The following is a 25245-nucleotide window of genomic DNA, read 5'->3' as shown; positions in this document are numbered from 1 at the left end:
GAAAGGCGCGCCGACGGCCCGGCGGGCGCGGCGGCGTGCCGGACGGTGGCTCCAAGGGCGCCCGGGCGCGTCGGACGGTGGCGTCGAGGGCGCCCCGCCCTGCCGGACGACGGTTCGGGGGCACCCCTCCCCGCCGGACGGCGGTCCGGGGGAGCCGGGCGCGCCGGACGGTGGTCCAGGCGCGCCCCGGTCCGCCGCCCGGCGGGATCAGGCCAGGCTGTCCCGCCAGGCCTGGTGCAGGTCCGCGAACCGGCCCGTCCCCGCGATCAGCTCGGCCGGAGTGCCGTCCTCGACGATCCGCCCGTGTTCCATGACGAGCACCCGGTCGGCGATCTCCACCGTCGACAGCCGGTGCGCGATCACCACCGCCGTACGCCCCTTCAGCACCGTCGCCATCGCCGCCTGCACGGCCCGCTCGCCCGGGACGTCCAGGGAGCTGGTCGCCTCGTCGAGGATCAGCACCGCCGGATCGGCGAGCAACGCCCGTGCGAAGGCCACGAGTTGGCGCTGTCCGGCGGAGATGCGGCCACCCCGCTTGCGGACGTCCGTGTCGTAGCCGTCGGGCAGGGCGCCGATGAACTCGTGCGCGCCGATCGCCTTCGCCGCCCGCTCGATCTCCTCCCGGCTCGCGTCGGGCCGCCCGATGGCGATGTTCTCGGCGACCGTGCCGGAGAACAGGAACGCCTCCTGCGTCACCATCACCACCCCGCGCCGCAGTTCCGGCATCGCGAGGTCGCGCAGGTCGACGCCGTCGAGGAGGACCCGGCCGGCCGTGGGGTCGTAGAAGCGGGCGAGGAGCTTGGCCAGCGTGGACTTGCCGGCACCCGTGGAGCCGACCACCGCGACCGTCTGTCCGGCCGGCAGGGTGAGGTCGAAGCGGGGCAGCACCTCACCGCCGGTGCGGTAGCCGAACCCGACCCCGTCGAACACGACCTCGCGGCCCGGGAGCCCGCTGTGCCGGGCCGGCAGCTCCCTGGGCGCCGACGGCTCCGGCACGGACGGCGTCTGGGCCAGCAGGCCCGCGATCTTCTCCAGCGAGGCCGCCGCCGACTGGTAGGAGTTCAGGAACATGGCCAGCCGGTCGATGGGGTCGTACAGCCGCCGCAGGTACAGCACCGCCGCCGCCAGCACACCCAGCTCCAGCGAGCCGCCCGCCACCCGGTACGCGCCCCACAGCACGAGCAGCGCGACGGCCGTGTTGGCGACCAGGCGCGAGCCGACGACGTACCGGGCCATCTCCAGGAGCGCGTCGCCGTTGGTCCGCTCGTGCCGCCGGTTCAGCACCCGGAAGTCGGCCTCGTTGACGGCCTCGCGGCGGAAGGCGCGCACCGGACGGATGCCGTTCATCGTCTCCACGAACTTCACGATCACGGCCGCGATCGCGGTGGACCGCGCCCGGAACACCTCTCCCGCGCGCCGCTGGTAGATCCGGACGAGGACGCAGAGCGGCGCGAAGGAGGCCACCGCGACGGCGCCCAGTCCCAGGTCCAGCCAGAGCAGCATCGCCGAGATGTAGAGGAAGGACAGGATGACGGTGACCAGTTCCTGGAGCCCCTCGCTGAGCAGTTCGCGCAGGGACTCGACGTCCGTCGTGGAGCGGGAGATGAGCCGGCCCGAGGTGTAGCGCTCGTGGAAGTCGATGCTCAGCGCCTGCGCGTGCCGGAAGATCCGGCCGCGCAGGTCCAGCAACGCGTCCTGGTTGACCCGGGCGGAGGCGATCAGGAAGGCGTACTGCAGCCCGCCGGAGGCCACCGCGCACAGCAGGTACCCGACGGCCACGGTGACGAGCGGGCCGTTGTCGTCGGCGCGGAACGCCGGTACGGCGCGGTCGATGGCGTAGGCCACCAGCAGCGGGCCCGCCTGCACGGCCGCCTGCTGGAGCAGCAGCAGGAGCGTGGTGAGGGCGACGCGCGCCTTCATCGGGGCGAGCAGCGAGCGCAGCAGCGCGGCCGTGGCGCCCGGCGGGGTGGGCAGGACGTCCCGGTCGAAGGGATCGCCGGTGTCCTGCGCGTGCGGCCGGTCCTCCTCGTGGGCGGCGGGGGAGGAGGTGGTGGAGGTGGTCATCGGCGGTCGGCCTCCTGTTCCCCGACGTGTTCCGCGGCGTGATCCCCGACGTGTTCCATGGGGTGATCCCCGACGTGTTCCCCGGACATGAGGTGCGCGTACTCGGCGTTGCTGCGCAGGAGCTCGTGGTGGGTGCCCACGGCGGTGATCCGGCCGTCCGACAGCAGGGCGACACGGTCGGCGAGCAGCACGGTGGAGGGGCGGTGGGCCACGATCAGCGCGGTGGTGTCGGCGAGGACCTGCCGCAGCGCCGCCTCCACGGCGGCCTCCGTGTGGACGTCCAGCGCGGACAGCGGGTCGTCCAGGACGAGGAACCGGGGCTGTCCCACGACGGCCCGCGCGAGCGCGATCCGCTGCCGCTGCCCGCCGGAGAGACTGAGCCCCTGCTCCCCGACCTGGGTCTCGGTCCCCTGCGGCAGCGCGTGCACGAACTCGGCCTGCGCGACCGCCAGCGCCCGCTCCAGCTCGGCCGTCCCGGCGCCGTCCCCGGCCCCCATGAGCACGTTCTCCCCGACGCTCGCGGAGAAGAGGGTGGGTTCCTCGAAGGCGACGGCCACCTTCGCCCGCAGCTCCTCGCGGGACATCGCGGTGATGTCCTCCCCGTCGAGCGTGATCCGCCCGGAGGTCACCTCGTGCAGCCGGGGGACCAGGGCGGTGAGGGTGGTCTTGCCGCTCCCGGTGGCCCCGACCAGCGCCATGGACTCACCGGGGCGGATGTGGAGGTCGACGTGGTCGAGGGTGGGCGGGGAGTCGGGTGCGGCGTCGGGATACCGGAAGACGACGCCGTCGAAGCGCAGGCCGCCGTCGGCCGGGCGGGACGGACCGGCCGTGGCGATCGTCGTCGACTCCGGCTCCGCGTCCATCACCTCGAAGTACCGCTCGGTCGCCGTCGCCGCCTCCTGACTCATCGCCAGCAGGAACCCGATGGAGTCCACCGGCCACCGCAGCGCCAGAGCCGTGGACAGGAAGGCGACCAGGGTCCCCGCGGACAGCTCCCCGTCCGCCACCTGTACGGCCCCCAGCACCAGCGCCGCCCCGATGGCCACCTCGGGCAGGGTGACGATGACCGCCCAGATCGTCGCCAGCAGCCGGGCCTTGCGCAGCTCGGTCCCGCGCAGCGTCCCCGACAGCTCGCGGAAGGCCCGCGCCTGGCTGCGGTGCCGCCCGAACCCCTTGATGATCCGGATGCCGAGCACGCTCTCCTCGACGACCGTCGTCAGGTCCCCCACCTGGTCCTGCGCGAGCCGCGCCACCCGCGCGTACCGGCTCTCGAAGACCACGCACATGACGATCACGGGCACGGCCGGCCCCAGGATCACCAGCCCCAGCGTCCAGTCCTGGAGCAGCATGATGATCACGCCGACGAGGATGGTCGCCCCGTTGACCAGCAGGAAGGTCAGCGGGAAGGCGAGGAACATGCGCAGCAGCATCAGATCGGTGGTGGCCCGGGACAGCAACTGCCCCGAGGCCCAGCGGTCGTGGAAGGCGACCGGCAGCCGCTGCAGATGCCGGTACAGATCCGCCCGCATCTCCGCCTCGACGTGCGACAGCGGCCGCGCCACCAGCCACCGGCGCAGCCCGAACAGCACCGACTCGGCGAGGCCCAGCAACAGCAGGTACAGCGCACCCAGCCAGACCCCGGCCGGGTCCCGGTCGGCGACCGGCCCGTCCACCATCCACTTCAGGACGAGCGGGATCACCAGCCCCGTACAGGAGGCCACGACCGCGACGAAGGCGGCGGTGAACAGCCGCACCCGCACCGGCCGCACATACGGCCACAGGCGGAGCAGCGTCCGTACCGCCGAGCGGTCCTCGGTGGTTGCACGTGTCGTCGACATCACCGGCGAGCCTACGGACCGCCACCGACATCGCCCACCGAGTTTCGGCCGGGCCGGACGCGGCCCTTGCTCCTACGACCTGCGCGTTCGGGCCCGTGAGTGGCACGGGCCGGGGCACGGTCGTACGCCGACATCATCCGATCGGCCGATCCCCCTTCGGACGTCACCGCCGCCGCGCCGGGACCGCGCCGCCGGCAGCCTGCGACGGCGTACGACCGCGCGGTCCCGGACCGGTCAGGAGGCGGGGTACGGCAGCAGCCCGCCCGCGATCCGCTCCCAGGCGGCCCTGAGCTCGGCGAGCAGCTCCGGCCGGTCCGGCGCGAGATCGGCCTGCTCACGCTGGTCGTCCGCGAGGTTGTACAGGTGGTCGGTCCCGGTTGCGTCCCGGTAGTACTTCCAGTCCCCGCGCCGCAGCGCCCGGTTGGTCCGCACCCGCCAGAACAGGTCCCGCTCCGGCGGCTGTTCACCGCGCAGCAGGTATCCGGCGAGGCTGGTGCCGTCCAGCGGGTAGGCCGGTTCGGGACGGGCGCCGCCCAGTTCCAGCAGGGTCGCCGTCCAGTCGGGGGAGAAGTTCGGCTCGCGGCTGACCTGGTGGCCGTCGATCCGGGCCGGCCAGCGCAGGATGGCGGGCACCCGGATGCCGCCCTCCAGCAGCACGAACTTGGCGCCGCTGAGGGGCCAGTTGTAGGAGTAGCGCTCGCCTCCGTTGTCGCTGGCGAACAGCACCAGCGTGTTCTCCTCCTGTCCGGAGCGGCGCAGCGCGGCCAGGACCTCGCCGACGGCGGCGTCCAGGCTCTCCACCATCTGGGCGTACTTCGCGACCGAGCCGCCGTCGTAGTGGTTGAGCGCTCTGCCGACCTCCGTCTGGTTCTTCGCCGCCCGGATCTTCGCGGCGATCTCGGCGCCGGTGGCGGCGTCGTCCTCCGCGAGCCACGGCCAGTGCGGGGTGGTGAAGTTGAGGTTGAGCAGCCAGGGCCGGTCGTGGTCCCGGCCGACGTACTCCACGGCCCGCTCGGTCAGCACGGTCGTGTAGTACCGCAGGTCCTTGTACTCGGCGTCACCTTCGTAGAGGTCGTAGGTGCCGAGCTGACCCAGCTTGGAGAAGTACTCCAGGACTCCGCCGAAGTTGCCGAAGAACTCGTCCCAGCCGGACTTCGTGGGGCTGTGGTCGGGCAGCCAGCCGCAGTGCCACTTCCCGATCAGCGCGGTCGCGTAGCCCGCCTTCTTCAGCAGCGAGGCGAGGGTGGGGTGGTTCGGGTCCAGCCCCTGCGACCGGTTGGCGATGGGCTCGGCCAGTCCGCCCGGCGTACGGCCCGGATAGCGGCCGGTGTACAGGCTGAACCGGGTCGGGGAGCAGGTCGCCGACCCGGAGTAGGCGTCGGTGAAGCGCACTCCCTGCCGGGCGAGCCGGTCCAGGTTCGGCGTGTCGATGTGCGGCGCGCCGTACGACGACAGATCGGCCCAGCCCAGGTCGTCACCCAGGATGACCAGGAAGTTGGGGCGCCGTCCTGATCCGGCGGAGCCGGGGCGGGCCCGGAACGGGCGCTCGGCGGTGGTGGCTTCGGCGGTGCCGGTCGTACCGGCGACCGCGGTCACGGCACCGCCGCCGACCAGTCCACCGAACGCACGACGGGATATTTCGGGCATACGGGACCTCGCAATCGGCGTACCCCGCCCAGAGGGCACGCGAAGAGAAAGGGAGAAGGGGGGCGGGGGGAGCGGGAGGGGGCTACGGCTCAGCGACAGATGGCGCTGGACTGCCGGCACAGGTCGACGTGACGCCGCTCCACGAGCGCGACGTACGCGCGGCGGTGGTCAGCGGGAGCCCTCATGATCACGCACGCTGCCAGCCGCGCGCCCGTGCCGTCAAGGCACCGTCCACGGACCGGAAGGCCCGTCGGCCCCGGCCGCCCGGCCCGGCCTTCCGGCGCGCACCCCGCGCCTCGCCGAACGCCGCGCCGCCCTGAACCGCTGTCAGCGGTCCGCCACCCGCATCTCGAACCATGTCGTCTTCCCTCGCGGCAGCAGATCGACCCCCCACCGGTCGGCCAGCTTGTCGACGAGGAACAGGCCCCGGCCGCTGACGTCCATCTCCTGCACCGGCATCAGACAGGGCAGCCCGCGGGAGGGGTCGCGGACCTCGACGCGGATCCAGCCGCGGCGGCGGCGCATGCGGAGGCCGAAGACACGGGCGCCGGTGTGGCGGACGGCGTTGCCGACGAGTTCCGAGACGAGGAGGACGGCGTCCTCGGTCATCTTGGGGGTGAGCTGCCACTGGCGGAGAACGACGACCTGGGTGAGCCGGCGGGCGGTGGCGGCGGACTCCGGCCGGGACGGGAGGGGAACCTCGGCCTCCGTCGGGTTGCCGAACAGCTCCAGCGCCTTGAGTGCCCGCTCGTCCTCGACCGCAGGTGACCAGCGTGCCGCGGCCACCCGCGCGTGCCCCCGCGGCTGTTCGAAACCCTCCAGCCCCGCCATGCCCCCATCATGGCCGCCCGGGGACTGCTCCGTGGTGGTTCCGGGGGAATACGCCCCCCGGAAGCGTCCATTCCGCACGATCGGGCCGGCATGTGCCGACGGCGGTTCGGAACCTGGGAAAGCCCTGCTGACCTGCGGTGACGACGCGTCCGGAGGTGATCGACGGATTCCCTCGACAAGGCAGGCTCAAGGCCGCCTTAAGGTTCCTGTAAACCGTCCCATCGAGGGACCCGGACGAGACGTTCCGTCAAGGGCAGGTGGACCGGGAAGGATTCCGGGAGAGGAGTCTCACAGACACCGGCCGCGGACGGTGTCGAGCGACTTCACAGGAACTTCGCCTTGCCCGGCCCTTCCTCCACGAAGCTGCGCATGCCGATCTCGCGGTCGGCGGTCGCGAACAGGCCCGCGAACCAGTTCCGCTCCACCGCGAGACCGGTGTCGATGTCCGTTTCCAGACCGGTGTCGATCGACTCCTTCGCCGCGCGCAGCGCGATCGCCGGGCCCTGCGCCAGCTTCGCCGCCCACGCGTGCGCCTGCGCGTACACCTCGTCGGCCGGGACCACCCGGTCCACCAGACCCAGCGTCAGCGCCTCGTCCGCCTTCACCATCCGGCCCGTGAAGATGAGGTCCTTCGCCTTGGACGGACCGATCAGCCGGGACAGGCGCTGGGTGCCGCCCGCGCCGGGGATCAGGCCGAGCAGGATCTCGGGCTGGCCCAGCTTCGCGTTCTCCGCGGCGATCCGGAAGTCCGCGCACAGCGCCAGCTCGCAGCCGCCGCCCAGCGCGTACCCCGTCACGGCCGCGACCACCGGCTTGGGGATGCGGGCCACCGCCGTGAAGGAGTCCTGCAGGGCGCGGGCGCGCAGGACCATCGCCGTGTGGTCCATGGCCTGCATCTCCTTGATGTCCGCGCCCGCCGCGAACACCTTCTCGCCGCCGTAGACCACCACGGCGCGGACGTCGTCGCGCCGGCCCGCCTCCTCGGCCAGTTCCTTCAGCCGGTCCTGGGTGGCGACGTCCAGCGCGTTCATGGGCGGGCGGTCCAGCCGCAGTGTGCCGACGCCCTCGGAGACTTCGAGATTCACGGTCATGCCAGCAGGTTAACGGTGACTAACGGCAACTGTGCGGGTGCGGTGGCTCACATCCGGCCGGGGGTCCGGGGGGTGTCCCCCGGGTGGGTCGGCACGGTGGCCGACGACAACGGGCCCGGTGCCGTCCGTGACAGCACCGGGCCCGTCGGCGGGCGGGACCTACTTCGTCCACTCCGCCCACGAGAGGTTCCAGCCGTTGAGGCCGTTGGCCGGGTCGACCGTCGGGTCGGTGGAGTTCTTCACGACCACCACGTCGCCGATCATCGAGTGGTTGAAGAACCACGCGGCCGGCACACCGCTGTCGTAGCCGCCGCGCACGTCCCGCAGGCCGATGCAGCCGTGGCTGGCGTTGTAGTTGCCGAAGGCGTCGCCGCCCCAGTAGTTGCCGTGCACGAAGGTGCCGGAGTTGGTCAGGCGCATGGCGTGCGGCACGTCCTTGATGTCGTACTCGCCGTCGTAGCCGACCGTGTCGCCGTTCATGCGGGTCACCGTGAACTTCTCGCTGATGACCATCTGGCCGTTCCAGGTGGCGTAGCCGGGCTTGCCGGTGGTGACCGGGATGGTCTTGACGACCTTGCCCTCCTGCATGACCTTCATCGTGTGCTTCTTGGCGTCCACGACGGACACCTGGTTGCGGCCGATGGTGAAGGAGACGGTCTTGGACTGCTTGCCGTAGACGCCCTTGCGGCCCTCGACGCCGTCGAGGTTCAGCTGGACCGTCACCTTGGTGCCGGCCTTCCAGTACTGCTCGGGGCGGAAGTCGAGGCGGTCGTTGCCGAACCAGTGGCCCTGGACGTCGACGGCCGGCTCGGTCTTGATCCGGATGGCCTTCTCGACGTCGTCCGGCTGGGTGATGCCGCGCGTGAAGCGGATCGAGAACGGCATGCCGACGCCGACCGTCGAGCCGTCCTCCGGCGTGAAGTGGCCGACGAAGGTGTTCTCCGGCGTCAGCGTCGTGAAGCTCGCGTCCTCCGCGGCCGTACGGCCCTCGGAGTCCTTCGCGACCGCGTGCACCTGGTAGGTGGTGGCGGCCGCCAGGTGGGTGCTGGGCGTCCAGCCGGCACCGTCCGCGGAGATGGTGCCGGGGACCGCCGTGCCCTCGGTGTCCTTGACGACGACCTCGGTCAGCTTGCCCTTGGCGGCCGTGACCTTGAGGGCGCCGCTGGTGTCGACGGACTTCGCGCCGTTCTCGGGGGCGATGGTGACGACCGCCTCCGACTGCCCGCTCGGCGCGGTGGCCGAGCCGGAGTCCTTGTTGCCCTCGCCGTTCGCCGAGCCGGAGTCCGAGCCTCCGCCGCCGCAGGCCGTGACGGCCAGCAGCAGCCCTCCGACGATGAGTGCCAACCGCTTGTTGCGGCCGCGTGAGCGTCCGCCAACCGACGCCCCCGATATCGGTCGCACGTTCAATTCTGTTCTCCCCTCCCCCGGGCCGGTCCGGCCCGCACGCAGACGTGTCGCCCACGCTGCGCGCATATTAACCACAAGGTCAGCGGCGCTGGTGACCCCCAAATGTCACCGTTCAGTCCCAACTTCGACCTTGGGTGGAAGGGGTCAGTTCACCGCGCTGCCTTCCGTCCACTCCTCCCAGTCCATGTTCCAGCCTCCGAGCCCGTTGTCGGGAGCCACTTGCTTGTCCTTGCTGTTGACGACCTCGATGACGTCCCCGATGAGACTGCGGTCGAAGAACCAGCCGGCGGGCGTCTCCGAGCTCCCGCCCCTGACGTCCCTGAGGCCCACGCACCCGTGGCTGATGTTGCGCCGCCCGAAGACGTCCGCCGAGGCCCAGTAGCTGCCGTGCAGGAAGGTGCCCGAGTCGGTCAGCCGCATGGCGTGCGGCACGTCCGGGACGTCGTACTCGGCCTTGCCGTTCTTCTTCGTGAAGCCGACCGTGGCGCCGTTCATCCGGGTCAGCTCGTGCATTTCGGTGACCACCATCTTCCCGTTGTACGTCGTCGTCTTGGGGGCCCCGGCGGTGATGGGCACGGTGGCGATCAGGTCGCCGTCGCGCCGCACCTTCATCGTGTGCCGGGCGGCGTCGACGACGGAGACCTGGTGGCGGCCGATGGTGAACGAGAACGTCTTGTACTGGAGCCCGAAGACGCCGGGCGCTCCCTCGACGTCCCGGAAACGCAGGGCGACGGTGACCTCGGTGCCGGGCCGCCAGTAGTCCCGGGGACGGAAGTCGAGGCGGTTGTTGCCGAACCAGTGCGGCCGGATCTCGACGGCCGGCCTGGCCGTGACCTCGACCGCGCGCTCGACGGCGGCACGGTTCTCGATCTCCCGGTTGAACTCCAGGGAGACGATCATGCCGGTGCCGACGGTGGAACGGTCCTCTGGCTTGACGTACCCGATGAAGCGCTCCTCGGGGACGTGCGTGGTGAACGTGGTGTGGCGGGCCGAGCGGCGGCCGTCGCCGTCGCGGGCCACCGCGTCGATCGTGTAGCGGGCTGCGAGCGCGAGCCGGTCCACGTCCGGGCGCCAGGTCCGCCCGTCCGCGGAGATCCGGCCCGGCACCTCGGTCTCCTGCGCGTCCTGCGCCTTGACGACCTTCACCGACTCCAGACGCCCGTCGGGCACCCGCACCCGGAGCCCCTGCCCGGGGCGCACCTCCTTGCTGCCGTCCGCTGGTGTGACGCGGATGACGTCCTCGGCCGCCGGTGGTTTCCCGAGCACCCGGTCGAGCCCTCCGGCGCCGTCCCCGGTACAGCCGGTGGCCCCGGCCAGCAGTCCTGCCCATGTCATTACGGTGGCCAACACGGCCCCCGCGCGCCGCGCGCGCCGTTGTTCGTGCCTCACACGGTGTCCAACGACGGGCCCCGCTCCGGGGAAACGTGAGTGCGAGGCACGGTCTGGGCAGAACAGGGGGGAGGACGACGCTACGGGGCCCGCGGCCGGGATGCCGTACACCCTGGCCCGCGTCGTGCCATGAGCCGCGGGAGGCGGGAACGGTGTCCAGCGCAGCCGAGCAGGAGGTGGTGGAGGAGGGGCGTACTGCCGCCTCCGCCGTCGTGAACGGGGCACGGCGCAGGACGCCCGGCGTGCCCGTGTGGCCGGGCGCGCCGATGCCGCTGGGCGCCCGCTTCCGGGTCGGCCCGGACGGCGTCGCGGGCACCAACTTCGCGCTCTGGGCGGGCGGCGCGGAGGCGGTCGAGCTGTGCCTCTTCGACGAGCGGGGCCGCGAGACGCGCGCCCGGCTCACCGAGCTGACCCACGAGATCTGGCACGGCTTCGTCCCCGGCGTGATGCCCGGGCAGCGTTACGGCTACCGGGTGCACGGCCGCTGGGACCCGTGGACCGGCGGCCGCTGGAACCCGGCGAAGCTGCTCCTGGACCCGTACGCCCGTGCGGTGGACGGCGAGTTCACCCTGCCGCCGGAGGTGTACGGGCACGTCCGGGACTGGCCCCAGCAGCAGGTCGCGGACACCGTGCGCGACGAACGGGACTCCGCGCCGTTCGTCCCCAAGGGCGTCGTCGTCCACGACGACGACGACTGGGCCGACGACCGCCGGCCGAAGACCCCGTGGGCGGACTCGGTGATCTACGAGCTGCACGTGCGCGGCTTCACCCGGCGGCACCCCGGGATCCCCGAGGAACTGCGGGGCACGTACGCCGGGCTCGCGCACCCCGCGGCCATCGAGCACCTGGTGAAACTGGGCGTCACGGCGGTGGAGCTGCTGCCGGTGCACCAGTTCGCCCACGAGGACCACCTGCTGCGCAGGGGACTGCGCAACTACTGGGGCTACAACTCCATCGGCTACTTCGCCCCGCACGCCGCGTACGCCTCCTCCGGGACGACCGGACAGCAGGTCGGCGAGTTCAAACGGATGGTGCGCGCGCTGCACGCGGCCGGCATCGAGGTCATCCTCGACGTCGTCTACAACCACACGGCGGAGGCGGGTGAGCTGGGGCCCACGCTGTCACTGAAGGGCATCGACAACCGCGGCTACTACCGGCTCCAGCCGGACGCGCGCAGGTACGCCGACTACACGGGCTGCGGCAACACGCTGCACGTGGTCCAGCCGCACGTGCTCCGGCTGATCACCGACTCCCTGCGCTACTGGGTGACGGAGATGGGCGTGGACGGCTTCCGCTTCGACCTGGCGGCCGCGCTGGCCCGCTCCATGCACGACGTGGACATGCTCTCCCCGTTCCTCGCCGTCATCGCGCAGGACCCGGTCCTGCGGCGGGTGAAACTGATCGCGGAGCCGTGGGACGTCGGCTCGGGCGGCTACCAGGTGGGCGCCTTCCCGCCGCTGTGGACGGAGTGGAACGACCGCTACCGCAACGCCGTACGGGACTACTGGCGGCACGCGCTGCCGGACGTACGGGAGATGGGGTACCGCCTGTCGGGGTCGAGCGACCTGTACGCGTGGGGAGGGCGGCGGCCGTACGCGTCGGTCAACTTCATCACCGCGCACGACGGTTTCACCCTGCGCGACCTCGTCTCGTACGAGCGCAAGCACAACGAGGCCAACGGCGAGGGCAACCGGGACGGCACGGACGACAACCGTTCCTGGAACTGCGGGGTGGAGGGGGAGACGGACGACGAGCGGGTACGGGCGCTGCGACGGCGTCAGCTGCGGAACCTGATGACGACGCTGCTGCTGTCGACGGGCGTGCCGATGCTGGTCGCCGGTGACGAGCTGGGCCGGACCCAGCGGGGGAACAACAACGCGTACTGCCAGGACAGCGAGATCAGCTGGGTGGACTGGGGCCTGCTGGAGGAGCCCGGCTGGAAGGCGCTGTTCGACCTGACCTCCCGTCTGATAGCGCTGCGCCACCGGCACCCGGTGCTGCGCCGGCGGGCGTTCTTCTCCGGGCGGGCGCACTCGGCGGACGGGCTGCGGGACCTGGCCTGGTTCACGGCGCGGGGGACGGAGATGACGGAGGGGGACTGGTACGCCCCCGCGGCCACGCTGGGCATGTACCTGTCCGGTCGGGACATTCCCGGCCGGGACGCGCGGGGTGCGCCGATCACCGACGACAGCTTCCTCGCCGTCCTGCACGCGGGGGACCGCCCGGTGAGCTTCGTCCTGCCGGGGCCGCCGTGGGCGCAGCGGTACGAGGTGATCGTCGACACCTCGAGGGAGGAGCAGGCGGAGGAACCGGGGGTCACGCACCGGGCGGGGGGCGCCGTGACGGTGCCGGCGCGGGCGGTCCTGCTGCTGCGGGTGGTGGGCTGAGGGGCCCGGGAAGCGCGGGGCGGTCCCGTCCGCCGGGCCCTCGTCGGGCCGGCGGCGTCTGCCTGGCGGCGCTCCACCGCTCCACCAGCACCCGCACCTTCGCCTCGAACCGCGGGTCCAGGAGCGACATCGGCGCCCGCAGCACCGTACGCCGCCCGTCCACCGTCCGGACGACCACCTGACCCACCCCGAGACACCGCCGGACCTCCAGCCCCTGGATGTGCGCCCACGGAATCCGCCGGTGCCGCTCGCCCACCAGCACCAGCGCGTCCGGCGTCACCGTCACGCCGTACCGGCGCTGCAGGAGCGTGAGGACGACGACGGCGAACAGGGCCGCGGACCCCAGCTGCCCCAGCTCTCCCGGCGGCAGCGGGTCACCCTCGACGGCGAGGACGACGTTCAGGAACAGCGCGGCGCCCAGGAGACCGACGAGGCCGGGGAGGGCACACCGACCCACCCCCAGCCGGTACGAGACCACCGCATCCGAGGAGTTCACCGGGCTCACCGTCCGAGGCAGGGGACCACAGCTTCTCATCCCTCGACGCCCCTCCCCGCGCCAACGGGTGAATGACCTGTTTTGCCGCGTCCTGCCCCTTAAATGGTGCGGGTGACTTCGACCGACCGCCGTGCCGCGCTACGGGCGGGTGCCGGGATCGTCGCGGGGAGCGCGTTCACGGCCGCGTGCACCCCGGCCGGTCCTCCCTCCGGTACCGTCGCCCACCACCCCCCTGCCTCCCCCGCCCCGACGGCCTCCACCCCGTCCCGCCCGGCCCCCACCCGGCCGGCCCCCGCCCCCCGCGCCCATCCCCACCACCCCGCCCAGATCACCCACGGCCCCCGTGACCGCCCCCGCGTCGCCCTCACCTTCCACGGCCAGGGCGACCCCGCCACCGCCCGTGCCCTCCTCGACGAGGCCGAGCGGCACGGCGCCCGGGTCACCGTGCTGGCCGTCGGCACCTGGCTCGAGGAGCACCCCGGGCTGGCCCGCCGCGTCCTCGACGGTGGTCACGACCTCGGCAACCACACCCACCGCCACCTCGACATCAACGCCCTGCCCGAGGCGGAGGCGGAGCGGGAGATCGTCGCGTGCGCGGACCGGCTGCGCAGGCTCACCGGATCCATCGGCACCTGGTTCCGCCCCTCCCGCGCCGCCCGCGCCTCCCCGGCCGTCGAGGCCCTCGCCCGCAGGGCCGGCTACCCGCACGTCCTGTCCTACGACGTCGACTCCCTCGACTTCACGTCCCCCGGCGGTCCCGCCGTCGCCCGCACGGTCCTCGACGGGATCCGCCACGGGTCCGTCGTGAGCCTGCACTTCGGGTACGCGGACACGGTCGCCGCGCTCCCCGCCGTCCTGGCCGAACTCCACCGCCGCGGTCTGCGCGCGGTCACCACCACGGAGCTGCTCAGTTGATGCGCCACACCCCGCACCGCACCCTCGTGAAAAGCGCCCTGCTCGCCGGCGCCGCCCTCTGCGTCCTCGCCGCCTGCGGCACCGGGACCGGCGACGGGGCGGCCGGCACCGCGAAGCCCACCAGGGCCGCGGTCCCGGCCCCGGTGAAGAAGCCGGCCGTCCAGGGCCTGCCCGGCATGCCCCCCGTCCTCGACCCCAAGGACGTCTACGCGGCCGACCGCCCGAACCGGCTCTCCCCGGTGGTCAAGGACTTCCCGTCCCGGGTCTACGTCCCCAACACAGAGTCCGACACCGTCTCCGTCATCGACCCGAAGACGTACGAGGTGATCGAGACCATCCGGGTCGGCCGCCAGCCCCAGCACGTGGTGCCGTCCTGGGACCTGAAGACCCTGTGGGTCAACAACAACCGCGGCCACACCCTCACCCCCATCGACCCGAAGACCGGCAGGGCGGGCAAGGAGGTCGAGGTGCACGACCCGTACAACCTCTACTTCACGCCCAACGGCAAGTACGCCGTCGTCATGGCCTCACTCGACCGCGAACTGGTCTTCCGCGACCCGCACACCATGAAGCGGGTCAAGACCGAGCCGGTCACCTGCTACGGCGTCAACCACGCCGACTTCTCCCTCGACGGCAGGTACTTCATCGTCTCCTGCGAGTTCAGCGGCGAACTCCTCAAGGTCGACACCGAGAAGATGAAGGTCGTCGGCCAGCAGAAGCTCCCCTTCGAGGGCGCGATGCCGCAGGACGTGAAGATCTCGCCGGACGGGAAGCGGTTCTACATCGCGGACATGACGGCCCACGGCATGTGGGTCCTGGACGGCGACAAGTTCACCGAGCCCACCCTCCTGCGCACCGGCAAGGGCTGCCACGGCCTCTACGTCGGCCGTGACTCCCGCGAGATGTACGTCTCCAACCGGGGCGAGGGCACCGTCTCCGTCTTCGACTTCGCGCAGAACAAGCTCACCAGGAAGTGGCACCTGCCCGACGGCGGCAGCCCCGACATGGGCGGCGTCTCGGCGGACGGCAAGGTCCTGTGGCTGTCCGGGCGGTACGACGACGAGGTGTACGCCATCGACACCCGCACCGGCACCCAGCTCGCCCGCATCCCGGTCGGCAGCGGCCCGCACGGCCTCGCCGTCTACCCGCAGCCGGGCCGCTACTCGCTCGGCCACACCGGCATCTTCCGCTGACCTCCCGCGGATCTCCCCCCACTCCGCCGCGATCCCCTGCGACGAGGGGTCGGTTGACACGCCACCCACGGGTGATGATCCGCAACCCGCCGCCACGGAACCGGCATCGTGCCCCGCATGATCATCTCTCGTCCGCGGCGGCGGGCCACCGCCGCCGCGCTCTCACTCGCCGCCGTCCTCGCCACCTCCGCGGCCACCGTCCCGGAGACCCCGGCCGCGGCGAAGTCCTTCGCGAAGGCCCCGGCCAAGGCGGCCCCGGCCTGCCCCCAGTTCGACGACAAGCTCAAGGCCGCCGCCAACCGCGACGTCGACCTCGACCGGATCACCCCGGACCCGGTCTGGCGCACCACCTGCGGCACCCTCTACCGCAGCGACGGCCGCGGCCCGGAGATCGTCTTCGAGCAGGGCTTCCACCCCCGGGACGTCGTCAACGGGCAGTACGACATCGAGAAGTACGTCCTGGTCAACCAGCCCTCCCCGTACGTGTCCACGACGTACGACCACGACCTGTACAAGACGTGGTGGAAGGCCGGCTACAACTACTACATCGACGCCCCCGGCGGCATCGACGTCAACAAGACCATCGGCGACACCCACAGGTGGGCCGACCAGGTCGAGGTCGCCTTCCCCGGCGGGATCGACCGGAAGTACGTCATCGGCGTCTGTCCGGTGAACAAGACGACCAAGGTCGAGATCATGAGCGGCTGCCGGAGCAACCCGCACTACGAGGCCTGGCACTGAGCCGGCTCAACGGCGGGCGATGAGCACCGCCTCCGCACCGACCGGACGGTAACCGGCCGCCTGGAACGCCCGCGCGCTGCGGGCGTTCCCCGGCGTGACCTGCGCCCACAGCGGCTCGCTGACGAGATGGCGGGCGGCGGTCACCAGCGACCGCCCCAGCCCCCGGTGCCGTACCTCCTCGTCCACCTCGACCGACACCTCCAGCCGGCCGGCGATCCCGCGCCCCAGCACCAGCACCCCGCCCTCCACCGTCCACACGCGGACGTCGTCACGCCGCCGGCGGGCGTAGACGGCGCGGGGATGCCCGGCGTCCTCGATCTGCCTCAGCGCGAGCGGCGGCCCGCCCGGCAGCGGGGAGCCCACCAGGACCGCGTCGACGGTCTCGCAGGTGCGGCCCGTGCGCTCCATGAAGGCCGCCAGGAACCGCGGGTTCATGGTCGCGGCCAGCCGGTCGCACTCCACCGCCGCCAGCGTCTCGTGCACCCACCGCGGGTCCTCGTCGGTGAAGACGACGGAGTGCGCCGTGAAGGACAGCACCCCGGCGTCCCGGGCGGAGTGCTGCGGCACGACGGTCGTACCGCCGTCCGCCGGCGGGAAGACGCCCCGCGCCGCCGCGTCGAGAATGTCCCGCAACGTCTCCACATCGCTCCTTGAGTCTCCACCCACTGGAAGGCCCAGACTCACACACATGATCGACGACGGCAGCGGACTTCTCACCATCGGCGAGCTGGCCCGGGCCACCGGACTGACCGTGCGCACCATCCGCTACTGGTCCGACGAGGGCGTCCTGACCCCGGTCACCCGTTCCGCGGGCGGCTACCGCCTCTACGACGCCGAGTCCGCCGCCCGCCTGGAGCTGATCCGCACCCTGCGGGAGCTGGGCCTGGGCCTGGACTCCGTCCGCGAGGTGCTCGCCGGGAAGCGGAGGGTGGCCGAGGTCGCGGCCGCGCACGTGGCGGCGCTCGACGCGCAGATCCGCTCGCTGAAGGTGACGAGGGCCGTGCTGTCGTCGGTCGCCCGACGAGGTTCGAGCGCCGAGGAGATGACCCTGATGAACAGACTGGCCCGGCTCTCCGCCGCCGAGAGGCAGCGGATCATGGAGGAGTTCGTGGCGGAGACCCTGCACGGACTGGACACCGTCGACCCGGACATCCGGGACAGGATGCGGCGCACGGCGATCGGCCTCTCGGAGGATCCGACACCCGAGCAGGTCGACGCCTGGGTGGAGCTGGCCGAGATGCTCCAGGACCCGCTGTTCCGGGCCCAGATGCGCCGGGCCGTCGAGTTCAACGCCGCCGACCGGGAGCCCGGAGCGCCGCGCGGGCAGTCCCAGTGGTTCGCCAAGCGGCTGGTGGAACGGGTGGCTCCGGCGCGGGAGCGCGGTGTCGGGCCGGAGGCGCCGGAGGCCGAGGAGGTGCTGCGCGAGCTGTTCGGTGACGCCGATCCGGCCGCCGTACTCGCCCGCATGACGGCGGGCTTCGACGAGCGGGTGGCCCGCTACCGCGAACTGCTCGCCCTCGTGAACCGGCAGCCCGCGCCCCCGCACGCCGAGGACTTCGCCTGGGTGGTCGCTGCGCTCCGCGCTCGCGCGGACCGTTAATCTGACCTGCGGCACTACGCCGGAAGACATGGCAGAAGCGACACAAAGGGGCGGACCGGTGGCGGACATCGAAGAAGCGCGCAAGCAGTTCCAGCGGATCGACACGAACGGTGACGGCCTCATCACCGCGGCCGAGTTCAAGACCGCCCTGGCCCAGGCAGGCGACTGGAACGTCACCGAGTCGGTCGCCGAGGTCATCATCAAGAGCCGTGACCTCGACGGCGACAAGGTCCTCTCGTTCGACGAGTTCTGGGCGTACCTGAGCAAGTGACGCGCGGGGGAAGGGGGGTGCCCGGGGGGTGCCCCCCTTCCTCATGCGGTGCCCGTGGTGGGGCCGCGCCGGCCCTGGGACAGGGTGGGGAGTGCCTCGTGGATCTTGCCTGGGGGCGTCCGGTCGGCCCGGGCGTCGGACCAACGGGCGGTGGCGCGGACCAACGGGCGGTGGCGCGAAATGGACGGGCGGCTCACCACGGCGGGCGGCGGCACGGAATAGCGGGCGACCGCGACGGGTTCACACCCCCAGATGTATGCACATGCATGCGTGGCGGTCGGCGCGCATGCCCGTCACCCTGGAGGGTCCGTCATGAAGATCGGCATCATCGGCGCCGGCAACATCGGAGGCAACCTCACCCGGCGGCTCACCGCCCTCGGGCACGAGGTCTCCGTCGCCAACTCGCGGGGCCCGCACACGCTGACGGACCTCGCCGAGGAGACGGGGGCGACCCCCGTCGAGGTGGGGGAGGCGGCCCGCGACGCGGAGATCGTCGTCGTCACGATCCCCGTCAAGGCGGTCCCGGACCTCCCCGCCGGCTTGCTGCACGGCGCCGCCGAGGGCGTGGCCGTCATCGACACCGGCAACTACTACCCCCAGCAGCGCGACGGCCGGATCGCCGCGATCGAGGACGAGGGCCTCACCGAGAGCCGCTGGACCGAACGCCAGATCGGTCACCCCGTGATCAAGGCCTTCAACGGCACCTACGCCCAGGACATCCTGGACCGCCCCCGCCCCGCCGGCGACCCCGACCGCCTGGCCCTGCCCGTGGCCGGCGACGACGAGGCGGCGAAGGCGAAGGTCCGCGCCCTCATCGACGAACTCGGCTTCGACACGGTCGACGCGGGCGGCCTCGACGATTCCTGGCGCCAGCAGCCCGACACCCCCGTCTACGGCCTGCGCGCCGGCGTCGCCGAGGTCACCAAGGCCCTGGCGGAGGCGAGCCCGGAACGCAAGCCGGAGTTCCGCGGCTAGCAAGGAGCGGCGTCCGGCGCGTGCTCCCGGTGTGCCGGGCGCCGCGACGGGGCGAACGTCGCCCGTGGTGGCGTTCGCGGGGGAGACCGCCCGGCTCAGACGATCTCCAGGGGAAGGTGCGGCCCGTCCGGCAGCTCGACGACGACCGGGTCCCCGGGCCGCACCACGCCTCCGTTCAGGACGACGCTCATCACACCGGCCCTGAAGACGGACCGGCCGCCGGCGTCCTTCCCCACGACCTCCTTCAGCAGCCCCTTGCGGAACCGGTCGATCTGCGCACACGGATTCCGCAGCCCGGTCACCTCGACGACGGCCTCCGCCCCCAGCCGCAGCCGCGCCCCGGCCGGCAGCCCCAGCAGATCCACCCCCCGGGTGGTCACGTTCTCGCCCAGCTCCCCGGCCGCCACCTGGAACCCGGCCTCCCGCACCTGCGCGAACAACTCCTCGTGCAGGAGGTGCACCTGCCGCAGGTTCGGCTGCGAGGGATCCTTGCGCATCCGGAACCGGTGCTTCACGGTCGCCCCGCCGTGCACGTCCCCCTCCACCCCGAACCCGGCGATCAGCGTGACGCTGTCGCGGTTGGGCTTGGTGAACGAGTAGCGGCCGTTGCTGCTCACGGCGGCGACGGTCCCGGCGGCTTCACCGGTCCCACCCACCGCACCGGCTCCCTCGGTTCCGACGGTTCCGGCAGTCCCACCGGTCTCACCCATGTCGGTAGCTCCCCTCTTCGCGCACGTCCGGCACGGCCCGGCGGAGTTCAGCACTCGATGATGTTGACCGCAAGACCCCCGCGCGCCGTCTCCTTGTACTTGACCGACATGTCGGCGCCCGTCTCCTTCATCGTCTTGATGACCTTGTCCAGGGACACCTTGTGCGAGCCGTCACCGCGCATCGCCATCCGGGCCGCCGTGACCGCCTTCACCGCGGCCATGCCGTTGCGTTCGATGCAGGGGATCTGGACGAGGCCGCCGACCGGGTCGCAGGTGAGGCCGAGGTTGTGCTCCATGCCGATCTCGGCCGCGTTCTCGACCTGCTCGGGGGAGCCGCCGAGAACCTCGGCCAGCGCGCCCGCCGCCATCGAGCAGGCCGAGCCGACCTCGCCCTGGCAGCCGACCTCCGCGCCGGAGATGGAGGCGTTCTCCTTGAAGAGCATGCCGATGGCGCCGGCCGCGAGGAGGAAGCGGACGACACCGTCCTCGTCCGCGCCCGGGACGAAGTCGACGTAGTAGTGGAGGACGGCGGGGATGATCCCGGCCGCGCCGTTCGTGGGGGCGGTCACCACCCGGCCGCCGGCCGCGTTCTCCTCGTTCACCGCCATCGCGTAGAGCGTGATCCACTCCATGGCGTGGGCCAGCGGGTCGCCCTCGGCACGCAGCTGCCGCGCCGTGACCGCGGCGCGGCGGCGCACCCGCAGGCCGCCCGGCAGGATGCCCTCGCGGGACATGCCGCGCGCCACGCACGACCGCATCACCCGCCAGATCTCCAGCAGGCCCTCGCGGATCTCCTCCTCGGTCCGCCAGGCCCGCTCGTTCTCCAGCATCAGCGAGGAGATCGACAGGCCCGTCTCCTTCGTCAGGCGCAGCAGCTCGTCGCCCGTGCGGAAGGGGTACTTCAGGACGGTGTCGTCGAGCTTGATGCGGTCCGCGCCGACCGCGTCCTCGTCGACGACGAATCCGCCGCCCACCGAGTAGTACGTCTTCGTCAGGAGCTCCGTGCCCTGCTCGTCGTAGGCCCACAGCGTCATGCCGTTCGCGTGGTACGGGAGGGTCTCACGGCGGTGCAGGACCATGTCCGCGTCGAAGTCGAAGGGGATCTCGTGCTCGCCGAGGAGCCGCAGCCGGCCCGCCGTCCTGATCGCCTCGACCCGCTCGTCGGCCGTCTCCACGTCCACCGTGCGCGGTGAGTCGCCCTCCAGGCCGAGCAGCACCGCCTTGGGGGTGCCGTGGCCGTGTCCGGTGGCGCCGAGCGAGCCGTACAGCTCGGACCTCAGGGAGGCGACGGAGCCCAGCAGGCCCTCGTTGCGCAGCCGCCGTGCGAACATGCGCGCCGCGCGCATCGGGCCGACCGTGTGGGAGCTGGACGGGCCGATGCCGATCGAGAACAGGTCGAAGACCGAGATGGCCACGGTGACTCCTCAATACGGGGGTGGTGGGGGCACCCGGTCCGGGTGCCCCCACCGGGGACTTACTTGTTCAGACCGGGGTACAGCGGGTGCTTGTCCGCCAGGGCCGCGACCCGCGCCTTCAGGGACTCGGCGTCGTAGGACGGCTTGAGCGCCTCGGCGATCACGTCCGCGACCTCGGCGAAGTCCGCCGCGGTGAAGCCGCGGGTGGCCAGGGCGGGCGTGCCGATGCGCAGGCCCGAGGTGACCATCGGCGGGCGCGGGTCGTTCGGGACCGCGTTGCGGTTGACCGTGATGCCGACCTCGTGGAGGCGGTCCTCGGCCTGCTGACCGTCCAGCTCGGACGCGCGCAGGTCGACCAGGATCAGGTGCACGTCCGTACCGCCGGAGAGGACGTTGATCCCGGCCTCGCGGGCGTCCGGGGCCGTCAGCCGCTCGGCGAGGATCCTCGCGCCCTCGACCGTACGGCGCTGGCGCTCCTTGAACTCCTCGCTCGCCGCGACCTTGAAGGAGACCGCCTTCGCCGCGATCACGTGCTCCAGGGGACCGCCCTGGAAGCCCGGGAAGACGGACGAGTTCAGCTTCTTCGCGAACTCCTTCTTCGCGAGGATGATGCCACCGCGGGGGCCGCCCAGCGTCTTGTGGGTGGTGGAGGTGACGACGTCCGCGTACTCGACGGGGTTCGGGTGCAGGCCGGCCGCGACCAGACCGGCGAAGTGCGCCATGTCCACCCACAGGTACGCCTCGACCTCGTCGGCGATCCGGCGGAACTCGGCGAAGTCCAGCTGCCGCGGGTACGCCGACCAGCCCGCGATGATCACCTTCGGGCGGTGCTCCTTGGCGAGCCGCTCGACCTCGGCCATGTCGACCAGGCCGGTCTCGGCGTCCACGTGGTAGGCGACCACGCTGAACTGCTTGCCGGAGAAGTTCAGCCGCATCCCGTGGGTCAGGTGACCGCCGTGCGCCAGGTCCAGGCCGAGGATGGTGTCACCCGGCTGGGCCATCGCGAAGAGCGCGGCCTGGTTGGCGGAGGCGCCCGAGTGCGGCTGGACGTTGGCGTACTCGGCGCCGAACAGCTCCTTGATCCGGTCGATCGCGATCTGCTCGGCGACGTCGACGTGCTCGCAGCCGCCGTAGTAGCGGCGGCCCGGGTAGCCCTCGGCGTACTTGTTGGTCAGGACCGAGCCCTGCGCCTCCATGACCGCGAGCGGAGCGAAGTTCTCCGAGGCGATCATCTCGAGCGTGGACTGCTGGCGGCGCAGCTCGGCGTCGACCGCCGCGGCGACCTCCGGGTCGAGCTCGTGCAGGGGCGTGTTCAGGACAGACATGCGTCTACGACTCCTCAGCCGGCGGTGTAGGCGGTGTACTCGTCGGCGGAGAGCAGCTCCTCCTGCTCGCCCGTGACGCGCACCTTGAACAGCCACCCGCCCTCGAAGGGGGCGGAGTTCACCAGGGACGGGTCGTCGGCGACGTCCTGGTTGACCTCGACGACCTCACCGTCGACCGGCGAGTACAGCTCGCTGACGGACTTGGTCGACTCCAGCTCGCCGCAGGACTCACCCGCGGTCACCGTGTCGCCGACCTCGGGGAGCTGGACGAAGACCACGTCGCCGAGCGCGTTGGCCGCGTGCTCGGTGATGCCGACCGTCGACACGCCGTCCTCGGCGGCCGACAGCCACTCGTGCTCCTTGCTGTAGCGCAGCTGCTGGGGGTTGCTCATGGCCTGAATTCTCCTGTACGCGGGTGAGTGCTGGTGAATGGGGGACTGCTGGAAACGCACGTGAACAGCGGAAATGTGCGCAGGGTCACGCGCGGGTGCCTTTTCGGCCTGCCGTCAGTCTCTACTTCTGGCGCTTGTAGAACGGCAGCGCCACAACCTCGTACGGCTCGTGGCTGCCGCGGATGTCCACACCGACGCCCGGCGTGCCCGGCGCCGCGTGGGCGGCGTCGACGTACGCCATCGCGATCGGCTTGCCCAGCGTGGGGGAGGGGGCGCCGGAGGTGACCTCGCCGACCACCTCGCCGCCCGCGACGACGGTGTACCCGGCACGCGGGACGCGGCGGCCCTCGGCGACCAGGCCGACGAGGACGCGCGGCGGGTTCGTCTCCGCGCGCGAGGCCGCCTCGGCGAGCGCCTCACGGCCCACGAAGTCGCCCTCCTTCTCGAACTTCACCACCCGGCCCAGCCCGGCGTCGAAGGGCGTCAGCGCGGTCGACAGCTCGTGCCCGTACAGCGGCATGCCCGCCTCCAGGCGCAGCGTGTCCCGGCAGGACAGGCCGCAGGGGACCAGACCGGCGCCCTCGCCCGCCTTGGTCAGGGCCTGCCACAGCTCCACCGCGTGCTCCGGCCGCACGAACAGCTCGAAGCCGTCCTCGCCGGTGTAGCCGGTGCGCGCGATCAGCGCGGGGACGCCGGCGACGGTGCCGGGCAGACCGGCGTAGTACTTCAGACCGTCGAGGTCGGCGTCGGTGAGCGACTTCAGGATGCCCGGGGACTCGGGACCCTGCACGGCGATCAGCGCGTAGGCGTCCCGGTCGTCGCGCACCTCGGCGTCGAAGCCGGCGGAACGCTCCACGAGCGCGTCCAGCACGACCTGGGCGTTGGAGGCGTTGGCGACGACCATGAACTCGGTGTCGGCGAGCCGGTAGACGATCAGGTCGTCGAGGATGCCGCCGTCGGCCCGGCAGATCATGGTGTAGCGGGCGCGGCCCGGCTTCACGGCGCTGATGTGGCCCACCAGGGCGTGGTCGAGGAGGGCCGCGGCCTGCGGGCCGGTGACGGTGATCTCACCCATGTGCGACAGGTCGAACAGCCCGGCGCGGGTGCGTACGGCGTGGTGCTCGTCGCGCTCGGAGCCGTAGCGCAGGGGCATGTCCCAGCCGGCGAAGTCGGTCATCGTCGCGCCGAGCGCGCGGTGGACGGCGTCGAGCGCGGTACGGCGCTGCTGAATGGGTTCTGTACTGCTCATCGGGCGTTCGTCTCCCAAGGCGACGGGATCCCCCGCGCGAGCGAAAAGCCGAGCGTGGGGGAGGGCGAGGACGTTCCTCCCCATCTGTCATCGGAACCTGAGAGGTTCGCCATGATCACGGATTGCTCATGGCTTGCACCTTGGGTGGAGCCGTCCCCGGACAGGGGCCGGCCCGCTTTTCAGATGTGCCTCGCCCGCGCGGTAACTGGGGCCTGAGAGATTCAAGGGAGGGACTTGCTCCTTCGGCGCCCCGGTGAAGCTGGCAGCTTCTGCCGGGAACTCTCCCGCGCGGATTCAAACGGCCGGTATGCAGTTGGCGCCGCCATCATCGCACGCCCCGCCCGATCGCGGCAGGCCGCATCTGTAACCGGCTTGTGGCGGTTCGCGCACGAAAACGGAAGACACCGCTTATTACCTTCTCTTTACGCTCGATGGGGAGAAGACTTGTCTGACCCCAGGGGAGGACGAACACGGTGAACAGGACCACGGCTTACGCGACGACCTCGGCGGTCGCGCTCTCCGCGCTGCCCGCGCAGCCGGAGGCCTCGGCCCGGGAGGCGTGCGGTTCCCCGTGCGCGCCCGTCGTCCGCGACCTGCGCGACCGTGCCGGCCACAGCCCGCACGGCCTGCTGTTCGGCCCCCGTGACCTGGTCGTGGTCACGGGTCTGCCCGGCAGCGGCAAGTCCACGCTGATGAAGCGCACGGTCACGGGCCTGCGCGTCGACTCCCAGGACACCCGTGACCGCTGGGACGCCCGTATGCCGCGCTTCCTGCCGTACGCGCTCTACCGCCCCCTCGTCCGCCTCGCGCACTACGCCGGCCTGCGCCGTGCCCTGCGCTCCGGCGAGGGAGTCGTCGTGCACGACTGCGGTACGCAGGCCTGGGTGCGCGACTGGCTGGCCCGCGAGGCCCGCCGCCGGGGCGGCACCCTGCACCTGCTGCTGCTCGACGTCACCCCCGGCACGGCCCTGGAGGGCCAGCGCGAACGCGGCCGGGGCGTCTCCCGCTACGCCTTCGTGCGCCACCGCCACGCCGCCTCCCGCCTCCTGCGCTCGGTCGAGAGGGGCCGTCTCCCGGCCGGCTGCACCTCGGCGATCCTCCTCGACCGCCCCGCCGCGGACGCCCTCCGCCGCATCGCCTTCACGGGCTGAGTTCTTGGCGTGGACGGACCGGCTCCGGGGGCGGCGGCCCCCGTACCCGACCCGTGCGGCGGCCGGCGTCACGGGCTGAGCCCGGCGTGGACGGACCGGCTCCGGGGGCTGCGGGCCCCCGTGTCACCCGTACGGCGGGTCGGCCGGGCGCGGGTGTG

At 72.1% G+C, this 25245-nt stretch carries 23 protein-coding genes and 1 riboswitch; of the genes, 8 read left to right on the top strand and 15 right to left on the bottom strand.

Features of this window, described 5'->3' with window-relative positions; translation table 11 throughout:
• Positions 1–207: 207 nt before the first annotated feature.
• The 8 genes from ACIBBD_RS19830 to ACIBBD_RS19795 all read right to left on the bottom strand — a co-directional run bounded on the left by ACIBBD_RS19830 (position 208) and on the right by ACIBBD_RS19795 (position 10267).
• The gene (locus tag ACIBBD_RS19830) at positions 208–2064 is read right to left on the bottom strand and encodes an ABC transporter ATP-binding protein (RefSeq protein WP_399420735.1); all 1857 of its coding nucleotides are present in this window, start codon (positions 2062–2064) and stop codon (positions 208–210) included.
• Positions 2061–3902, bottom strand: a complete 1842-nt coding sequence (locus ACIBBD_RS19825; protein WP_399420734.1) for an ABC transporter ATP-binding protein — start codon at positions 3900–3902, stop codon at positions 2061–2063. Before ACIBBD_RS19825 ends, ACIBBD_RS19830 begins: the two co-directional genes overlap by 4 nt.
• A gap of 234 nt (positions 3903–4136) precedes the next feature.
• On the bottom strand, positions 4137–5549 hold the full coding sequence (locus tag ACIBBD_RS19820) for a sulfatase (RefSeq protein ID WP_399420733.1): 1413 nt from the start codon (positions 5547–5549) through the stop codon (positions 4137–4139).
• Positions 5550–5638: 89 nt separating this feature from the next.
• The gene (locus ACIBBD_RS19815; protein ID WP_399420732.1) at positions 5639–5734 is read right to left on the bottom strand and encodes a putative leader peptide; all 96 of its coding nucleotides are present in this window, start codon (positions 5732–5734) and stop codon (positions 5639–5641) included.
• 142 nt (positions 5735–5876) lie between these two features.
• On the bottom strand, positions 5877–6380 hold the full coding sequence (locus ACIBBD_RS19810; protein WP_399420731.1) for an ATP-binding protein: 504 nt from the start codon (positions 6378–6380) through the stop codon (positions 5877–5879).
• Between the two features lie 323 nt (positions 6381–6703).
• A complete protein-coding gene (locus ACIBBD_RS19805; RefSeq protein WP_399420730.1) occupies positions 6704–7471 on the bottom strand; it encodes an enoyl-CoA hydratase/isomerase family protein in 768 nt (255 codons plus the stop codon).
• A 159-nt stretch (positions 7472–7630) separates the two neighbouring features.
• Complete coding sequence (locus tag ACIBBD_RS19800) at positions 7631–8878, bottom strand: Ig-like domain-containing protein (RefSeq protein ID WP_399420729.1); 1248 nt, start codon at positions 8876–8878, stop codon at positions 7631–7633.
• 144 nt (positions 8879–9022) lie between these two features.
• Positions 9023–10267 (bottom strand): Ig-like domain-containing protein, encoded by a 1245-nt coding sequence (locus tag ACIBBD_RS19795; protein ID WP_399420728.1) that lies wholly within the window; start codon positions 10265–10267, stop codon positions 9023–9025.
• 152 nt (positions 10268–10419) lie between these two features.
• Between ACIBBD_RS19795 and glgX the strand changes: the two genes are divergently transcribed.
• Positions 10420–12654: a glycogen debranching protein GlgX gene (gene glgX, locus ACIBBD_RS19790; protein ID WP_399420727.1), complete on the top strand. Its 2235-nt coding sequence runs from the start codon at positions 10420–10422 to the stop codon at positions 12652–12654.
• On the opposite strand, the gene ACIBBD_RS19785 is transcribed toward glgX, so the two are convergent.
• Complete coding sequence (locus tag ACIBBD_RS19785) at positions 12584–13150, bottom strand: hypothetical protein (RefSeq protein ID WP_399420726.1); 567 nt, start codon at positions 13148–13150, stop codon at positions 12584–12586. The two genes, glgX and ACIBBD_RS19785, sit on opposite strands and share 71 nt — an antisense overlap.
• A 102-nt stretch (positions 13151–13252) precedes the next feature.
• Here ACIBBD_RS19785 and ACIBBD_RS19780 point away from each other — a divergent pair, with 102 nt between their 5' ends.
• From ACIBBD_RS19780 to ACIBBD_RS19770, 3 genes are all read left to right on the top strand, one after another.
• On the top strand, positions 13253–14065 hold the full coding sequence (locus ACIBBD_RS19780) for a polysaccharide deacetylase family protein (RefSeq protein ID WP_399420725.1): 813 nt from the start codon (positions 13253–13255) through the stop codon (positions 14063–14065).
• Positions 14065–15258, top strand: coding sequence for a YncE family protein (locus ACIBBD_RS19775; protein WP_399420724.1), 1194 nt, complete (start codon positions 14065–14067; stop codon positions 15256–15258). The genes ACIBBD_RS19780 and ACIBBD_RS19775 overlap by 1 nt, the downstream gene beginning before the upstream one ends.
• 117 nt (positions 15259–15375) lie before the next feature.
• Positions 15376–15999 carry an ADP-ribosyltransferase gene (locus tag ACIBBD_RS19770; RefSeq protein ID WP_399420723.1) on the top strand — a complete coding sequence of 208 codons (624 nt, stop codon included), beginning with the start codon at positions 15376–15378 and terminating at the stop codon, positions 15997–15999.
• A 6-nt stretch (positions 16000–16005) separates the two neighbouring features.
• Here the strand turns inward: ACIBBD_RS19770 and ACIBBD_RS19765 are convergent, their stop codons facing one another.
• Complete coding sequence (locus ACIBBD_RS19765; protein ID WP_399420722.1) at positions 16006–16641, bottom strand: GNAT family N-acetyltransferase; 636 nt, start codon at positions 16639–16641, stop codon at positions 16006–16008.
• Positions 16642–16687: 46 nt separating this feature from the next.
• On the opposite strand from ACIBBD_RS19765, the gene ACIBBD_RS19760 reads away from it, so the two are divergent.
• From ACIBBD_RS19760 to ACIBBD_RS19750, 3 genes are all read left to right on the top strand, one after another.
• On the top strand, positions 16688–17599 hold the full coding sequence (locus ACIBBD_RS19760) for a MerR family transcriptional regulator (RefSeq protein ID WP_399420721.1): 912 nt from the start codon (positions 16688–16690) through the stop codon (positions 17597–17599).
• A 58-nt stretch (positions 17600–17657) separates the two neighbouring features.
• Positions 17658–17870 carry an EF-hand domain-containing protein gene (locus ACIBBD_RS19755; protein WP_399420755.1) on the top strand — a complete coding sequence of 71 codons (213 nt, stop codon included), beginning with the start codon at positions 17658–17660 and terminating at the stop codon, positions 17868–17870.
• 312 nt (positions 17871–18182) lie between these two features.
• A complete protein-coding gene (locus ACIBBD_RS19750; RefSeq protein ID WP_399420720.1) occupies positions 18183–18845 on the top strand; it encodes an NADPH-dependent F420 reductase in 663 nt (220 codons plus the stop codon).
• Positions 18846–18940: 95 nt separating this feature from the next.
• Here ACIBBD_RS19750 and ACIBBD_RS19745 read toward each other — a convergent pair whose 3' ends face one another.
• From ACIBBD_RS19745 to gcvT, 5 genes are all read right to left on the bottom strand, one after another.
• The gene (locus ACIBBD_RS19745; protein WP_399420719.1) at positions 18941–19462 is read right to left on the bottom strand and encodes an MOSC domain-containing protein; all 522 of its coding nucleotides are present in this window, start codon (positions 19460–19462) and stop codon (positions 18941–18943) included.
• A gap of 140 nt (positions 19463–19602) precedes the next feature.
• Positions 19603–20970 carry an L-serine ammonia-lyase gene (locus ACIBBD_RS19740; RefSeq protein ID WP_399420718.1) on the bottom strand — a complete coding sequence of 456 codons (1368 nt, stop codon included), beginning with the start codon at positions 20968–20970 and terminating at the stop codon, positions 19603–19605.
• Between the two features lie 59 nt (positions 20971–21029).
• Entirely contained in the window at positions 21030–22295 is a 1266-nt protein-coding gene (gene glyA / locus ACIBBD_RS19735) for a serine hydroxymethyltransferase (protein WP_399420717.1), read from the bottom strand.
• 14 nt (positions 22296–22309) lie between these two features.
• A complete protein-coding gene (gene gcvH, locus ACIBBD_RS19730) occupies positions 22310–22687 on the bottom strand; it encodes a glycine cleavage system protein GcvH (RefSeq protein ID WP_365460164.1) in 378 nt (125 codons plus the stop codon).
• Between the two features lie 121 nt (positions 22688–22808).
• Positions 22809–23936, bottom strand: coding sequence for a glycine cleavage system aminomethyltransferase GcvT (gcvT, locus tag ACIBBD_RS19725; RefSeq protein WP_399420716.1), 1128 nt, complete (start codon positions 23934–23936; stop codon positions 22809–22811).
• A gap of 189 nt (positions 23937–24125) precedes the next feature.
• Positions 24126–24233, bottom strand: a riboswitch (glycine riboswitch).
• Between the two features lie 176 nt (positions 24234–24409).
• Here gcvT and ACIBBD_RS19720 point away from each other — a divergent pair.
• The gene (locus ACIBBD_RS19720; RefSeq protein ID WP_399420715.1) at positions 24410–25087 is read left to right on the top strand and encodes an AAA family ATPase; all 678 of its coding nucleotides are present in this window, start codon (positions 24410–24412) and stop codon (positions 25085–25087) included.
• The last annotated feature ends 158 nt before the right edge of the window (positions 25088–25245 follow it).

This window comes from Streptomyces sp. NPDC051315, from assembly GCF_044455165.1.
GTDB lineage: Bacteria > Actinomycetota > Actinomycetes > Streptomycetales > Streptomycetaceae > Streptomyces.
This window is presented reverse-complemented; position numbering and strand designations above follow the sequence as displayed.

Excerpts from the sequence above, each read along its gene's own strand:
- ACIBBD_RS19830 (WP_399420735.1), bottom strand. The coding sequence starts at position 2,064 with ATGACCACCTCCACCACCTCCTCCCCCGCCGCCCACGAGGAGGACCGG.
- ACIBBD_RS19825 (WP_399420734.1), bottom strand. The coding sequence starts at position 3,902 with ATGTCGACGACACGTGCAACCACCGAGGACCGCTCGGCGGTACGGACG.
- ACIBBD_RS19820 (WP_399420733.1), bottom strand. The coding sequence starts at position 5,549 with ATGCCCGAAATATCCCGTCGTGCGTTCGGTGGACTGGTCGGCGGCGGT.
- ACIBBD_RS19815 (WP_399420732.1), bottom strand. The coding sequence starts at position 5,734 with ATGAGGGCTCCCGCTGACCACCGCCGCGCGTACGTCGCGCTCGTGGAG.
- ACIBBD_RS19810 (WP_399420731.1), bottom strand. The coding sequence starts at position 6,380 with ATGGCGGGGCTGGAGGGTTTCGAACAGCCGCGGGGGCACGCGCGGGTG.
- ACIBBD_RS19805 (WP_399420730.1), bottom strand. The coding sequence starts at position 7,471 with ATGACCGTGAATCTCGAAGTCTCCGAGGGCGTCGGCACACTGCGGCTG.
- ACIBBD_RS19780 (WP_399420725.1), top strand. The coding sequence starts at position 13,253 with ATGGTGCGGGTGACTTCGACCGACCGCCGTGCCGCGCTACGGGCGGGT.
- ACIBBD_RS19775 (WP_399420724.1), top strand. The coding sequence starts at position 14,065 with ATGCGCCACACCCCGCACCGCACCCTCGTGAAAAGCGCCCTGCTCGCC.
- ACIBBD_RS19770 (WP_399420723.1), top strand. The coding sequence starts at position 15,376 with ATGATCATCTCTCGTCCGCGGCGGCGGGCCACCGCCGCCGCGCTCTCA.
- ACIBBD_RS19760 (WP_399420721.1), top strand. The coding sequence starts at position 16,688 with ATGATCGACGACGGCAGCGGACTTCTCACCATCGGCGAGCTGGCCCGG.
- ACIBBD_RS19750 (WP_399420720.1), top strand. The coding sequence starts at position 18,183 with ATGAAGATCGGCATCATCGGCGCCGGCAACATCGGAGGCAACCTCACC.
- glyA (WP_399420717.1), bottom strand. The coding sequence starts at position 22,295 with ATGTCTGTCCTGAACACGCCCCTGCACGAGCTCGACCCGGAGGTCGCC.
- gcvH (WP_365460164.1), bottom strand. The coding sequence starts at position 22,687 with ATGAGCAACCCCCAGCAGCTGCGCTACAGCAAGGAGCACGAGTGGCTG.
- gcvT (WP_399420716.1), bottom strand. The coding sequence starts at position 23,936 with ATGAGCAGTACAGAACCCATTCAGCAGCGCCGTACCGCGCTCGACGCC.